This is a genomic window from Streptomyces sp. NPDC003042 (assembly GCF_053591315.1).
Genome location: NZ_JBSFTP010000076.1, coordinates 23,222 through 37,463 on the forward strand (window position 1 = coordinate 23,222; position 14,242 = coordinate 37,463).

Below are 14,242 nucleotides of genomic sequence, written 5' to 3' on the forward strand. Positions count from 1 at the left end.
GATGCAGGGGTCTGGCGGAGCGGGCGGGAAACAGGGGTCGGGCGGAGCCGGCGGGAGGCAGGGGCCGCAGGGTTCGGCGGGGCGGGGAGCGTGCGGGAGCCGGTCAGAGGGCGCCGAGCTCGCCGACCGAGGTGACCCGGATGACGGCCCGGCCCTCCTCGTCGGACGCCGCGAGATCGACCTCGGCGCTGATGCCCCAGCCATGGTCCCCGTTGGGGTCGGCGAAGGTCTGGCGCACGCGCCACAGGCCGTGCTCCGGGTCCTCCTCGATCTGGAGGAGCTTGGGGCCGCGCGCGTCGGGACCGGTGCCCAGGTCGTCGTACTCGTCCCAGTAGCCGTCCATGGCCTCGCCCCAGGCGTCGGCGTCCCAGCCGGACTCGCCGTCCAGCTCGCCCAGCACGTTGACGTGGTCCAGGGCGGCCAGCTCGACCCGGCGGAACATGGCGTTGCGGACCAGCACGCGGAAGGCGCGGGAGTTCGCCGTGACCGGCTTGACCTGGTCGGCCTTCTCCTGGGCCTGCTCCGCCGTCTCCACCTCCGGGTTCGCCAGCTGCTCCCACTCGTCGAGCAGGCTGGAGTCGACCTGGCGGACCAGCTCGCCGAGCCAGGCGATGAGGTCCTGGAGGTCCTCGGACTTGAGGTCGTCGGGGATGGTGTGGTCCAGCGCCTTGTAGGCACCGGCCAGGTAGCGCAGCACGATGCCCTCGGTGCGGGCCAGCTCGTAGTAGGCCGTGAACTCCGTGAAGGTCATCGCCCGCTCGTACATGTCGCGGATGATCGACTTCGGGGAGACGGGGTGGTCGCGAACCCAGGGGTGGCTCTTCGCGTAGACCTCGTAGGCGTGCAGGAGCAGCTCTTCGAGCGGCTTGGGATAGGTGACGTCCTGGAGGCGCTCCATGCGCTCCTCGTACTCGACCCCGTCGGCCTTCATCGCGCCCACGGCCATGCCGCGTTCCTTGTTCTGCTGGGCGGCCAGGATCTGGCGGGGGTCGTCCAGCGTGGACTCCACGACCGAGACCATGTCCAGCGCGTAGGACGGGGACTCCGGGTCCAGCAGGTCGAAGGAGGCCAGGGCGAAGGTGGACAGCGGCTGGTTCAGCGCGAAGTCCTGCTGGAGGTCGACGGTGAGCCGGATGGTACGGCCCTGCGCGTCCGGGGTGTCGAGCTTCTCGACGACGCCGCCGTCCAACAGCGAACGGTAGATCGCGATCGCCCGGCGGATGTGCCGCAGCTGGGCCTTGCGCGGCTCGTGGTTGTCCTCCAGGAGATGGCGCATGGCCTTGAAGGCATCTCCCGGCCTGGCGATGACCGACAGCAGCATGATGTTGGTGACCTTGAAGCGCGAGGTCAGCGGCTCGGGATCGGCGGCGATGAGCTTCTCGAAGGTGGTGTCCGACCAGGCGACGAAGCCTTCGGGGGCCTTCTTGCGGACCACCTTGCGGCGCTTCTTCGGGTCGTCGCCCGCCTTCGCGAGGGCCTTCTCGTTCTCGATGACGTGCTCGGGCGCCTGGGCGACCACATAGCCCGCCGTGTCGAAGCCGGCCCGGCCGGCCCGGCCGGCGATCTGGTGGAACTCGCGGGCGCGCAGCGTCCGGACGCGGTTGCCGTCGTACTTGGTGAGCGCGGTGAACAGCACCGTGCGGATCGGGACGTTGACGCCGACGCCCAGGGTGTCGGTGCCGCAGATGACCTTCAGCAGGCCGGCCTGGGCGAGCTTTTCGACCAGGCGCCGGTACTTGGGCAGCATGCCGGCGTGGTGCACACCGATGCCGTGGCGGACGTAGCGGGAGAGGTTCTGGCCGAACTTCGTGGTGAAGCGGAAGTTGCCGATCAACTCCGCGATCTTGTCCTTCTCCTCGCGGGTGCACATGTTGATGCTCATGAGCGACTGCGCCCGCTCGACCGCCTGCGCCTGGGTGAAGTGCACGACGTAGACGGGAGCCTGCCGGGTCTCCAGCAGCTCCGTGATGGTGTCGGTGATCGGCGTCGTGACGTATTCGTACGACAGCGGGACGGGCCGGCTCGCGGAGCGGACCACCGAGGTCGGCCGGCCGGTGCGCCGGGTCAGGTCCTCCTCGAACCGCTTCATGTCGCCGAGGGTCGCCGACATCAGGATGAACTGCGCCTGCGGCAGCTCCAGCAGCGGGATCTGCCAGGCCCAGCCACGGTCCGGCTCCGCGTAGAAGTGGAACTCGTCCATCACGACCTGGCCGATGTCGGCGTACTTGCCGTCGCGCAGGGCGATGGAGGCGAGCACCTCGGCGGTGCAGCAGATCACCGGGGCGTCGGCGTTCACGGAGGCGTCGCCGGTCAGCATGCCGACGTTCTCGGTGCCGAAGAGCTTGCACAGGTCGAAGAACTTCTCCGACACCAGCGCCTTGATCGGGGCGGTGTAGAAGGTGACCTTGTCCTGGGCCAGCGCGGTGAAGTGCGCGCCCGCCGCGACGAGGCTCTTGCCGGAGCCCGTCGGGGTGGACAGGACCACGTTCGCCCCGGAGACGACCTCGATCAGCGCCTCCTCCTGTGCCGGGTACAGGGTGATTCCCTGGTCCTCCGCCCACGAGGAAAAAGCCTCGAAGAGGGCATCGGGGTCGGCGTTCGGCGGGAGCTGATCAATGAGGGTCACACCCCCATCTTGCCTGGCCTCTCCCCGGATGCGGGAACCGGCGGACGGAACGAAGATCACCGACGGTACGCTGTGCCGTCGGTGAGGCCCGAACGAAACCGTCGACGGGGCCCGATCACCACGGCACACCACCACACGACCGGGGCGGGGAACGACCATGATGGGTCCGGCGCATTCACTGTCCGGGGCAGCGGCCTGGCTGGGGGTGGGCGCGGCGACAGCGGCCGCCGGACACCCCATGCCGTGGCCGGTCCTCGTCGTCGGCGCGCTGATCTGCGCCGGGGCGGCCCTCGCCCCCGACCTCGACCACAAGTCGGCGACGATCTCCCGCGCCTTCGGTCCGCTCTCCCGGGGCCTGTGCGAGGTGGTCGACAAGATCTCCTACGCCGTCTACAAGGCCACCCGCTCCCCGCGCGACTCCCGCCGCACCGGAGGCCACCGCACCCTGACCCACACCTGGGTCTGGGCGGTCCTGATCGGCGGCGGCTCCTCCGCGCTCGCGGTCACCGCCGACCGCTGGGGCGTGCTCCTCCTGCTCTTCGTCCACCTCGTGCTGGCCGTCGAGGGCCTGCTGTGGCGGGCGGCCCGGATGTCCAGCGACGTGCTGGTCTGGCTGCTCGGCGCGACCAGCGCCTGGATCCTCGCCGGGGTGCTCGCGCAGCCGGGCAATGGCGCCGGCTGGCTGTTCACCGGACCCGGCCAGGAGTACCTCTGGCTCGGCCTGCCGGTCCTCCTCGGCGCGCTGGTCCACGACATCGGCGACGCGCTGACCGTCTCGGGCTGCCCGATCCTGTGGCCCCTCCCCATCGCCGGGAAGCGCTGGTACCCGATCGGTCCACCGAAGATGATGCGCTTCCGCGCGGGCAGCTGGGTGGAGCTCAAGGTCCTCATGCCCGTGTTCATGCTGCTCGGCGGCGTGGGCGGCGCCTCCGCCCTCGGCTTCTTCTGAGTCCTGTCCTGGAAGCCGTCTGTTCAGTCCCCTTCATGGCCGGGGGGACACACGGGCCCGAGAAGAGCGACCATCGGCGCTGCCGTGGCGGGATCCGTCCTCGCCGCGCTCGCCCTCGCCGTACCGGCGCGGGCGGCGACGGTGACAGCGGCCGGCACCGAATCCCGTGCGAGCTGCAAGCCCCCGATCAAGCGCGCGCGCCGTACCGCTGCCCGCCGGACACCGGCAGCGTGGAAGCCGTCAACCGTCTCGGCCTCATGGTCGGCACGATGACCACCACCACCGGCCGCAAGGCGGGATGACCCGGGCCGCCCGACTGCCCCCGCACCAGCCAGGCCCGGCTCACCCGTGCCAGGAGCGCCACAGGGCCGCGTACGCACCGTCGGCGGCGACCAGCTCGTCGTGCGAGCCCAGCTCGGTGATCCGGCCCGCCTCGACCACCGCGATCACGTCCGCGTCGTGCGCGGTGTGCAGGCGGTGGGCGATCGCGATGACCGTACGGCCGTCCAGCACCCGGGCCAGCGAACGCTCCAGGTGCCGGGCCGCGCGCGGGTCCAGCAGCGAGGTCGCCTCGTCCAGCACCAGCGTGTGCGGATCCGCCAGCACCAGCCGGGCCAGCGCGATCTGCTGCGCCTGCGCCGGGGTCGGTCCGCTCGCCCCCGAACCGACCTCGGTGTCCAGCCCGTCCTCCAGGGCCCGGGCCCAGCCGTCCGCGTCCACCGCGCCCAGCGCCGCCCACAGTTCGGCGTCCGCCGCGCCCGCTTTGGCGAGGCGCAGGTTGTCCCGCAGCGAACCCACGAACACGTGGTGCTCCTGGTTGACCAGCGCCACGTGCTCGCGCACCCGCTCCGCCGCCATCCCCGACAGCCGCGCCCCGCCGAGCGTGACCTCGCCCGCCCGGGGCGCGTAGATGCCCGCGAGCAGCCGCCCCAGCGTGGACTTGCCCGCGCCCGAGGGGCCGACCAGCGCCATCCGGGTGCCCGGCGGCACGGACAGCGACACCTCGTGCAGCACGTCCACGCCCTCGCGGTAGCCGAAGTGGACCTCCCGCGCCCGCATGTCCCGGCCCTCGGGGGCCACGGTGGCGTCCCCCGCGTCCGGCTCGATCTCGCGGACGCCCACCAGCCGGGCCAGCGAGACCTGGGCGATCTGCAGCTCGTCGTACCAGCGCAGGATCAGGCCGATCGGATCGACCATCATCTGCGCCAGCAGCGCGCCCGTGGTCATCTGTCCCACCGACATCCAGCCCCGCAGCACGCAGTAGCCGCCGATCATCAGCACGGAGCCGAGGATCGTCACGTAGGTGACGTTGATGACCGGGAACAGCACCGTCCGCAGGTAGAGCGTGTACCGCTCCCAGGCCGTCCACTCCTTGATCCGCCGCTCCGACAGGGAGATCCGGCGCTGCCCGAGGCGGTGCGCCTCGACGGTGCGGCCCGCGTCCACCGTCTCGGTGAGCGCCGCCGCGACCGCCGCGTACCCGGCCGCCTCCGAGCGGTACGCCGAGGGCGCCCGCCGGAAGTACCAGCGGCAGCCGATCACCAGCACCGGCAGCGCCACCAGCGCGGCCAACGCCAGCGGCGGCGCCGTGACGGCGAGCGCACCGAAGAGCAGCCCGGCCCACACCACGCCGATGGCGAGCTGCGGCACGGCCTCGCGCATCGCGTTGGCCAGCCGGTCGATGTCGGTGGTGATGCGGGAGAGCAGGTCGCCGGTGCCGGCCCGCTCCAGGACGCCCGGCGGCAGGCCGACCGAGCGCACCAGGAAGTCCTCCCGCAGGTCGGCCAGCATCTCCTCGCCGAGCATCGCCCCCCGCAGCCGCACCAGCCGCACGAAGAGCGTCTGGACGACCAGGACTGCCGCGAACACCAGGGCCACCCACCCCAGCGCGAGTTCGCGCACCCCTGCCGCCAGGTCGTCCACGACCCGGCCCAGCAGGTACGGGCCAGTCATGGAGGCGACCACGGCGACCGCGTTGACCGTCACCAGCACCACGAAGGCCCGCCGGTGCCGTCGCAACAGGCCGCGCACGTAGCCCCGTACGGTCGCCGACGTGCCCACGGGCAGGGTCGCGGCCGTCTCGGGGGCCGCCGGATCGTAGTCCGGGGGCGCCACGCCGATCATGCGGATTCCTCGATCTCTGTGAGTGCTTCTGCCATCTCGGTCAGCTCGATCAGCTCACTCATTCCGGTCTGACCGGTCTGACCGGCCTGACCGGCCTGACGGGCCTGACCGGTCGGCTCGACCGCCTCGTCGGGCTCGAGACCGGCGAGCCGCTGCTCCTCCTCCGTCTCCCGCGTGACGACCGCCCGGTAGCGCGGTTCCCCTCGGAGCAGCTCGCGGTGCGTGCCCGCCGGCAGGGCCAGGCCGTCGTGGATGAGGACGACCCGTTCGGCGCGGTCCAGCAGCAGCGGCGAGGACGCCAGCACGACCGTCGTGCGTCCGGCGCGCAGGGCCGCGATGCCGTCGGCGATCCGTGCCTCCGTGTGCGAGTCGACCGCCGAGGTCGGCTCGTCCAGCACCAGCACCTCCGGGTCGGTGACCAGCGACCTGGCCAGCGCGAGCCGCTGGCGCTGACCGCCGGACAGCGACCGGCCGCGCTCGGTGATCCGGGCGTCCATGGGATCACTCACCCCGTCGGGCGCCGACTGCAGCAGCGCGTCCAGGACGTCGCCGCACTGCGCCGCATCCAAGGCCGGCCCGTGCGCCACGCTCCCCGAGGCCGGTACGGCGAACAGCTCGCGCAGCGTCCCCGACAGCAGCACCGGATCCTTGTCCTGTACGAGGACCAGCGTGCGCGCGGTGTCCAGCGCGAGCTCGTCCAGCGCGACCCCGCCCAGCAGCACCGAGGGCCCCTCGGGCCCGCTGTCCATGGGATGGCCGCCCAGCCGCTCCGCCAGCCGGCCCGCCAGGTCCGGATCCCCGCACACCACGGCGGTGAATCGCCCGGCCGGGGCCAGCAGCCCCGTCTGGGGGTCGTACAGGTCCCCGCCGGGGGCGGGCGCGTCGGGCGGCGGCGCAGCCACGGTTTCGGCGGCGGCCGAAGGAGCCCGCGCCTCGTCCGTACGCGTCAACGAGAGAACCCGGGCCGCCCGCTGGGCGGAGGGCCGCGAGAAGGAGTAGGCCATCGCGATCTCCTCCACGTGCCTGAGCGGGTAGAGCATCAGGGACACGGCGCTGAAGACGGCGACGAGTTCGCCCACCGACAGCCGGCCGTCCAGGACGAGGTCGGAGCCGTACCAGACCACGGTGATCAGCAGCAGACCGGGCAGGAACACCTGGATCGCGGAGATCAGCGCCCACATCCGGGCGCTGCGCACGGCAGCCTCGCGAACCTCTTGGGAGGCCTCCCGGTAGCGGCCGAGGAAGAGTTCTTCGCCGCCGATGCCGCGCAGCACCCTCAGACCGGCCACGGTGTCGGAGGCCAGCTCGGTGGCCTTGCCCGCCTTCTCGCGCTGGAAGTCGGCGCGCCGGGTGGCCCGGGGCAGCAGCGGCAGCGCGGCGAACGCCAGCACCGGCATGCCCACGGCCACGACCACGCCGAGCGCCGGGGCGTACAGGAGCAGCCCCACGCAGACCAGCACGATGGTGACGGCGGCGGCCAGGAAGCGGGAGACCGCCTCCACGAACCAGCCGATCTTCTCCACATCGGCCGTGGAGACGGCGACGACCTCACCGGCGGCGACCCGTCGGGTCAGAGCGGCGCCCAGCTCGGCCGTCTTGCGGGCGAGCAGTTGCTGCACGCGGGCGGCGGCGGTGATCCAGTTGGTGACGGCGGTGCGGTGGAGCATGGCGTCGCCGAGCGAGATGGCGATGCCGAGCAGGGCGATGAGCGCGCCGACGAGCAGCAGCCGGTGGGCGTCGCGGTCCACGACCGCCTCGACTCCGAATCCCACCGCGAAGGGCAGACCGGCGATACCGCAGTGGTGCAGGAGTCCCCAACACAGGCTTCTGGCCTGTCCGCCGAGTTGTCCCCTTCCCAGCCACACGAGGAGACGAGGGCCGGAGCGAGCGTCGGGTACCCCAGGGTCCGGATACGGAAGGTCGCTGATCTGCATGACGCCCCATGAGTGGTCGAAGAGTCCAAACCACGCAAGGTTCGCCTTCCGGACCCGGTCCGGGCAATCGGTTTTCCGGCTGATGGTCTGTTTCCGGCTCAGGGCCTGGTGGCGCGCTCCAGTTCGAGGAGTGCCGAGCGGTAACTCCGCCCGGTGGCCCGCTCCATTCCCACCTCGCACATCCGGTTGGCCGACAGGTGGGCGTCGAACTGCCGCGCCGTCACCTCCGCCGCCGCTCGGGCCGTCGCCGAGGCCGTCAACTCCGGGTGCAGCATTCCCCGGTCGCCCGCGAAGGCGCAGCAGCCCGCGTCGTCCGGGACCACCACCTCGTCGGCGCAGGCCCCGGCGACCGCCAGCAGCTGCGCCTCGTCGCCCAAGTGCCGCGCGGAGCAGGTGGGATGCAGGACCGCCGATCCCACGGTCCGCCGGATCTCCAGGCGCGGCAGCAGTTCCTCCGCGGCCCACACCACCGAGTCGACGACGCGCAGGTGCGCGTGCAGGGCCCGGTTGTCCTCGGTCAGGTACGGGACCACCTCGCGCGCGATGCCCAGCGTGCAGGAGGACGCGTCGACCACCAGCGGCAGCCGGCCCCCGGCCGTCCAGCCCCAGGCGGCCTCGACGATCCGGTTGGCCATCACCCGGTTGCCGGCGTCGTAGCCCTTGGAGTGCCAGATCGTCGCGCAGCAGGTCCCGGACACGTCGCGCGGGATCCACACGGGCCGCCCGGCCCGCTGCGACACGGCCACCACGGCCTCGGGCAGGGAGGGCCCGCCGGGACCGTCCGGACCGTCCGGACCGCCGAAGATCCGGTTGACGCAGGCCGGGTAGTACACGGCGGCGGCGCCCACCCGCCGGGTCGCGGGCAGCGTGCGCGCCGCGGCCCCGGGGATCCGCGGCAGCCACGCGGGGACGAGGTCCGGGCGTACGGCCTTGCGCGCGGCCCCCGTGGCGGCTTCCAGCAGCCGGTCGCCGACGCGGCCGGGCAGGCCGTCGACCAGCTTGTCGGCGGCGGCCACGGCCAGCCGCGCGGCGGCTTCCACGGTCCGGAACCGCCGGGCGGCCAGGGCGGCGGCCCCCTCCTCGCGCCGACCGTGCCCGCGGTGGCGGAAGTCCTTCATCAGCGCGCCGGTGTCGATGCCGACCGGACAGGCGAGCTTGCAGGTGGAGTCGCCCGCGCAGGTGTCGACGGCGTCGTAGCCGTAGGCGTCGAGCAGCCGACCGAGAACGGGGGAGCCCGGCCGCTGGCGCATCATCTCCCGGCGCAGCACGATCCGTTGGCGCGGCGTCGTGGTCAGGTCCTTGCTGGGACAGGTCGGTTCGCAGAACCCGCACTCGATGCAGGGATCGGCCACCGCCTCCACCCGGGGGATGGTCTTCAGGCCGCGCAGATGTGCGCCCGGGTCGCGGTCGAGGAGGATCCGCGGGGCGAGGACCCCGTCCGGGTCGACGATCCGCTTGGTGCGCCACATCAGGGCGGTGGCTTTGGGCCCCCACTCCAGTTCGAGGAAGGGGGCCATGTTGCGGCCGGTGGAGTGCTCGGCTTTCAGCGAGCCGTCGAACCGCTCCACGATGAGCCGGCAGAACGCGTCCATGAAGGCCGCGTACCGGGCGACGTCGGCGGGCTCGGCGGCGTCGAAGGCGAGCAGGAAGTGCAGGTTGCCGTGGGCCGCGTGCCCGGCCACGGCCGCGTCGAAGCCGTGCTCCGCCTGGAGTGCGAGGAGCGCCTCGCAGGCCTCGGCCAGCCGGGACGGCGGTACGGCGAAGTCCTCGGTGATCAGGGTGGTCCCGGGGGCACGCGCGCCGCCCACGGCGGCGACGAAGGCTCTACGGGCCGTCCAGTAGCCGCAGATGGTCCTCGCGTCGCTGGTGAAGGCGTTGGTGACGGAGGCGACGGGCGTGACGAGCTCCAGCCCGGCGAGCACCTCGGCCGCGCGGCGCTCGCATGCGGCGCGGCCCGCCTCGTCGGGGGCGCGGAACTCCACCAGCAGCGCGGTCGTGTCCCTGGGCAGGCCCGCCCAGTCGGCGGGTACGCCGGCGACGCTGACCGAGGCGCGCAGGGTGTTGCCGTCCATCAGTTCGACCGCGAGGGCGCCCGCCTGGTTGAACAGCGGTACGGCGGCGGCCGCCGCCGGGAGGGAGGGGAAGAACAGCAGGGCGGAGAGAAGCTCCCGGTCGAGCGGGAGGGTGTCGAAGACGACCTCGGAGATGAACCCGAGGGTGCCCTCGGAGCCGACCATCAGGCCGCGCAGGATCTCCACGGGGGTGGTGCCGTCGAGGTAGGCGTCGAGGCGGTATCCGGTGGTGTTCTTGATCTCGTACTTGGCGCGGATCCGGGCGACCAGCCGCGGGTCGGCCTCGATCTCCCGCTTGATCTCCATCAGTCCGCGGCACAGGGCCGGTTCCGCGCGGGCGAGTTCTTCGTCCGCGAGCGGGTCGGCGGTGTCCACGACGGTGCCGGTCGGCAGGACGAGAGTGAGGGAGGAGAGCGTGCGGTACGAGTTCCTCGTGGTCCCCGCCGTCATGCCGGAGGCGTTGTTCGCGACGACCCCGCCGAGCGTGCAGGCGATGGCGCTGGCCGGGTCGGGCCCCAGGATCCGGCCGTGCCGGGCGAGCGCGGCGTTGGCCCGCAGCACGGTGGTGCCGGGCTGGATCCGGGCGCGCCGGCCGTCCTCCAGCACCTCGACCCCGGCCCAGTGGCGGCGTACGTCGACCAGGATGTCCTCGCCCTGGGCCTGCCCGTTGAGCGAGGTCCCGGCGGCGCGGAAGACCACCTCGCGCTGCCTGCCGCGGGCGTAGGAGAGGACCGCGGACATGTCGCCGATGTCCTCGGCGATGACCACGACCCGCGGCACGAACCGGTACGGGGAGGCGTCGGAGGCGTAGCGGACGAGGTCGGAGACCTTCCACAGCACTTTCTCGGCGCCGAGCAGCTCGGTCAGTTCGGTACGCAGGACCGCCGGGGTGCCGGCGGCCTGCCGGTCGGGCACGCGGTCGGGGGCGGGGCCGTGCGGGGTGTGGGGGCGCAGGGCGCCGGGCTTCGGTTCCAACAGCGGCATGTGCGGCCCCTTGTCCTGTCTCGGCCCGTCCCGGCGCACGTCGCGGCACGAGGGCCGGCATCCGCCCCGGCGTCCGCCCCCGCGCCCGTCCCGGCGTCCGGCTCAGCAGGGGCGCGCGGCAGGGGCGTCGGCCAGCGCGTTCAGCAGGCCGCCGAGCACCTCGCGCTGTTCGGCGGTCAATGGAGCCAGGATCTCCTCTGCCGCGTCGGTCCGCGCGTTGCGCAGACGGCGCAGCGTGGCGCGGCCGGTTTCGGTGAGCTCGATCCGGATGACGCGCCGGTTCGCCGGGTCGGGCGCGCGGCGCACGCAGTCGGCCGCTTCCAGGCCGTCCACGAGGGTGGTCACGGCGCGCGGCACGACCTCCAGACGCGTGGCGAGGTCCGCCATCCGGGGCGGCCGGTCGCCGCCGTAGTGCGCCACGAGGCGCAGCAGCCGGCCCTGGGCCGGGGTGATCCCGAGGGGCTCCATATGGCGCTTCTGTATGCGGTGGAGCCGGCGCGTCAGACGCAGCAGCTGCTCGGCGAGGACGCCGTCTGTGGTGTCGGTCTCGGAACCGGTGCTCATACTGGGAACAGTAGCAGGACCGGATTCATTGTGAGCATAGGTAACAATGAGCTATGCTCATCGGAGTCTCGTCAGAAGGAGGCCCATGCGCCCCGAAGAACCGAAGTGGACGCCATCGAACGAAGCCCTTGACCCCACCCGCCCCGCTCCGGCGGACCGCCCGGACGAACTGCGCCGTATCGTCGGCCTCTTCCGTCCCTACCGCGGCCGGCTCGCTGTGGTCGGAGCGCTGGTCGGCGCTTCCTCGCTGGTCGGCGTCGCCTCGCCGTTCCTGCTCAAGGAGATCCTGGACGTCGCCATCCCCGAGGGCCGGACCGGTCTGCTCAGCCTGCTCGCCCTCGGCATGATCCTCACCGCGGTCGTCACCAGCGTGTTCGGCGTCCTCCAGACCCTGATCTCCACCACGGTCGGCCAGCGCGTCATGCACGACCTGCGCACCGCCGTCTACGCCCAGCTCCAGCGGATGCCGCTGGCCTTCTTCACGCGTACGCGCACCGGCGAGGTGCAGTCCCGCATAGCCAACGACATCGGCGGCATGCAGGCCACGGTCACCTCGACCGCGACCTCGCTCGTGTCCAATCTGACCGCCGTGATCGCCTCCGTCGTCGCGATGCTCGTGCTCGACTGGCGGCTCACCGTCGTCTCCCTGCTCCTGCTGCCCGTCTTCGTGTGGATCAGCCGCAGGGTCGGCCGCGAGCGCAAGAAGATCACCATGCAGCGGCAGAAGCAGATGGCCGCCATGGCCGCCACGGTCACGGAGTCCCTCTCGGTCAGCGGCATCCTGCTGGGCCGCACGATGGGCCGCTCGGAGTCCCTCACCGCCGCCTTCTCGGAGGAGTCCGAGAAGCTCGTCGGGCTCGAAGTGCGCTCCAGCATGGCCGGGCGCTGGCGGATGTCCACCATCGGCATCGTCATGGCCGCCATGCCCGCGCTCATCTACTGGGCCGCCGGCATAGCCCTGCAGACGGGCGCGCCCTCGCTCTCCGTCGGTACCCTCGTCGCCTTCGTGACCCTCCAGCAGGGCCTGTTCCGGCCCGCCGTGAGCCTGCTGTCGACCGGTGTGCAGATCCAGACCTCGCTCGCGCTGTTCGCCCGGATCTTCGAATACCTCGACCTGCCGGTGGACATCACCGAGCGCGCGGACGCCGTGCGGCTGGAGCGGGCCAGGGGTGAGATCCGGCTGGAGGACGTGCACTTCGCGTACGAGTCCAAGGGCGGCCCCGCGCTGACCGGGATCGACATCACCGTCCCGGCGGGCGGCTCCCTCGCCGTGGTGGGCCCCACGGGCTCCGGCAAGAGCACCCTGAGCTACCTGGTCCCACGGCTCTACGACGTGACCGGCGGGCGGGTCGCCCTCGACGGGGTGGACGTCCGCGACCTCGATTTCGACTCGCTGGCCCGCTCGATCGGTGTGGTCTCGCAGGAGACGTACCTCTTCCACGCCTCCGTCGCCGACAACCTGCGCTTCGCCAAGCCGGACGCCACGGACGGGGAGATCGTCGCGGCGGCCCGCGCGGCCCAGATCCACGACCACATAGCCTCCCTGCCCGACGGGTACGACACCCTGGTCGGGGAGCGCGGCTACCGGTTCTCCGGCGGGGAGAAGCAGCGCCTGGCCATCGCGCGCACCATCCTGCGCGATCCGCCGGTGCTCATCCTCGACGAGGCCACCAGCGCCCTGGACACCCGTACGGAACACGCCGTGCAGCGGGCCATCGACAACCTCTCGCAGGGCCGCACCACCATCACCATCGCCCACCGCCTCTCCACGGTGCGGGACGCCGATCAGATCGTGGTCCTGGACGGCGGTCGGATCGCCGAGCGCGGGACGCACGAGGAACTGCTGACGGCCGGCGGCCGGTACGCCGCGCTGGTACGCCGGGATCGCGAGACGGCTGCGCTGCCTGCTCGGGGGCCGGCCGCGGAGCGTGGTCAGGAGAGGGGACCGGCGGAGGAGTCCGTGCCCACTCCGGTGAATGTGTGATCGTATGACTGGTGCGGGGGTGTGATGCCGGGAAAGTGACGGCTTGCGGGTTAGCGTGCCCGTATGCGTCATGAGTACCTGCCGCCACAGCGCCGCCCCCGGCTCACCCGCCGGGGCCGCATGGCGCTCATCCTCGGCACGCTGCTCGCACTCGGGGCGGCTGTCCTGATCCCGCTGCTGCCTCGCGACGAAGCGCCTGAGACGCCGCGCCAGTTGCTGATCCCCGAAGGGTGGCGGGCCGCTCAGGTCTACGCCGCCGTCGACCGCGAACTGAAGCTCCCGGCGGGCTCCACGAAGTCGGCCGTCGCCACCGCGGGTCTGACGCTGCCGCCTGAGGCGAAGGGCAACCCGGAGGGCTACCTCTTCCCGGCGACGTACCCGGTGACCTCGAAGTCCACCCCGGCCACGGTCCTCGCGCACATGGTTCGGACGGCCCATCAGAAGCTCGCCACCAAGACCGTCGCGGACGGTGGCAAGGCGCACGGGATGACCTCGTACCAGACAGCCACGCTCGCGAGCATCATCGAAGCGGAGGCCGACAATCCGGCGGACATGGGCAAGGTCGCCCGGGTCGTGCACAACCGGCTGGCGAAGTCCATGCCGCTCCAGATGGACTCCACCATCAACTACGCGCTCGACCGCAGCACCGTGGACACCAAGCTCAGCGACACCCGGATCGACCACCCCTTCAACACCTACGAGCGCCAGGGCCTGCCGCCCACCCCGATCGACAGCCCGGGACTCCGGGCCATGGAGGCGGCGGTCGCGCCGACGCCGGGCGACTGGCTCTTCTTCGTCACCGTCAAGCCGGGGGACACCCGCTTCTCCGCCACGTACGAGGAGCACCAGCGGCACGTGGCGGAGTTCAACACGCTCCGCGCCGCGGCAGGGGCTCCCGCCACCCCGAGGACCTAGGTCGTGTCGTCAAAGTCCCTCCTGGCCGGTGGGGCCTGGCACGCACGCTCATCCCCCAGCCTCCGGCCGGGGGGACCCCCAGGTTGTCGT

The 14,242-nt window shown here is 72.2% G+C and carries 8 protein-coding genes; 3 read left to right on the forward strand and 5 right to left on the reverse strand.

Annotated elements, in window-relative coordinates:
- Positions 1–103 precede the first annotated feature (103 nt).
- On the reverse strand, positions 104–2,686 hold the full coding sequence (locus tag ACWDYJ_RS28955) for a DEAD/DEAH box helicase (RefSeq protein ID WP_451568539.1): 2,583 nt from the start codon (positions 2,684–2,686) through the stop codon (positions 104–106).
- A gap of 97 nt (positions 2,687–2,783) precedes the next feature.
- Here ACWDYJ_RS28955 and ACWDYJ_RS28960 point away from each other — a divergent pair, with 97 nt between their 5' ends.
- Entirely contained in the window at positions 2,784–3,575 is a 792-nt protein-coding gene (locus ACWDYJ_RS28960) for a metal-dependent hydrolase (protein ID WP_451568540.1), read from the forward strand.
- A gap of 342 nt (positions 3,576–3,917) precedes the next feature.
- Here ACWDYJ_RS28960 and ACWDYJ_RS28965 read toward each other — a convergent pair whose 3' ends face one another.
- The 4 genes from ACWDYJ_RS28965 to ACWDYJ_RS28980 all read right to left on the reverse strand — a co-directional run bounded on the left by ACWDYJ_RS28965 (position 3,918) and on the right by ACWDYJ_RS28980 (position 11,253).
- Positions 3,918–5,699, reverse strand: coding sequence for an ABC transporter ATP-binding protein (locus ACWDYJ_RS28965; protein ID WP_451568541.1), 1,782 nt, complete (start codon positions 5,697–5,699; stop codon positions 3,918–3,920).
- Positions 5,696–7,633: an ABC transporter transmembrane domain-containing protein gene (locus ACWDYJ_RS28970; protein ID WP_451568542.1), complete on the reverse strand. Its 1,938-nt coding sequence runs from the start codon at positions 7,631–7,633 to the stop codon at positions 5,696–5,698. Before ACWDYJ_RS28970 ends, ACWDYJ_RS28965 begins: the two co-directional genes overlap by 4 nt.
- Positions 7,634–7,731: 98 nt before the next feature.
- A complete protein-coding gene (locus ACWDYJ_RS28975) occupies positions 7,732–10,689 on the reverse strand; it encodes an FAD-binding and (Fe-S)-binding domain-containing protein (RefSeq protein WP_451568543.1) in 2,958 nt (985 codons plus the stop codon).
- 102 nt (positions 10,690–10,791) lie between these two features.
- Positions 10,792–11,253, reverse strand: coding sequence for a MarR family winged helix-turn-helix transcriptional regulator (locus ACWDYJ_RS28980; RefSeq protein WP_451568544.1), 462 nt, complete (start codon positions 11,251–11,253; stop codon positions 10,792–10,794).
- 85 nt (positions 11,254–11,338) lie between these two features.
- On the opposite strand from ACWDYJ_RS28980, the gene ACWDYJ_RS28985 reads away from it, so the two are divergent.
- Both ACWDYJ_RS28985 and mltG read left to right on the forward strand, forming a co-directional pair.
- Positions 11,339–13,237 (forward strand): ABC transporter ATP-binding protein, encoded by a 1,899-nt coding sequence (locus tag ACWDYJ_RS28985; protein ID WP_451568545.1) that lies wholly within the window; start codon positions 11,339–11,341, stop codon positions 13,235–13,237.
- Between the two features lie 63 nt (positions 13,238–13,300).
- A complete protein-coding gene (mltG, locus tag ACWDYJ_RS28990) occupies positions 13,301–14,152 on the forward strand; it encodes an endolytic transglycosylase MltG (RefSeq protein WP_451568546.1) in 852 nt (283 codons plus the stop codon).
- Positions 14,153–14,242 lie beyond the last annotated feature (90 nt).

Bases quoted from the DNA above. Each gene is read 5' to 3' on its own strand.
- ACWDYJ_RS28985 (WP_451568545.1), top strand. From the start codon at position 11,339: ATGCGCCCCGAAGAACCGAAGTGGACGCCATCGAACGAAGCCCTTGAC.
- ACWDYJ_RS28960 (WP_451568540.1), top strand. From the start codon at position 2,784: ATGATGGGTCCGGCGCATTCACTGTCCGGGGCAGCGGCCTGGCTGGGG.
- ACWDYJ_RS28975 (WP_451568543.1), bottom strand. From the start codon at position 10,689: ATGCCGCTGTTGGAACCGAAGCCCGGCGCCCTGCGCCCCCACACCCCG.
- ACWDYJ_RS28970 (WP_451568542.1), bottom strand. From the start codon at position 7,633: ATGCAGATCAGCGACCTTCCGTATCCGGACCCTGGGGTACCCGACGCT.
- mltG (WP_451568546.1), top strand. From the start codon at position 13,301: ATGCGTCATGAGTACCTGCCGCCACAGCGCCGCCCCCGGCTCACCCGC.
- ACWDYJ_RS28980 (WP_451568544.1), bottom strand. From the start codon at position 11,253: ATGAGCACCGGTTCCGAGACCGACACCACAGACGGCGTCCTCGCCGAG.
- ACWDYJ_RS28965 (WP_451568541.1), bottom strand. From the start codon at position 5,699: ATGATCGGCGTGGCGCCCCCGGACTACGATCCGGCGGCCCCCGAGACG.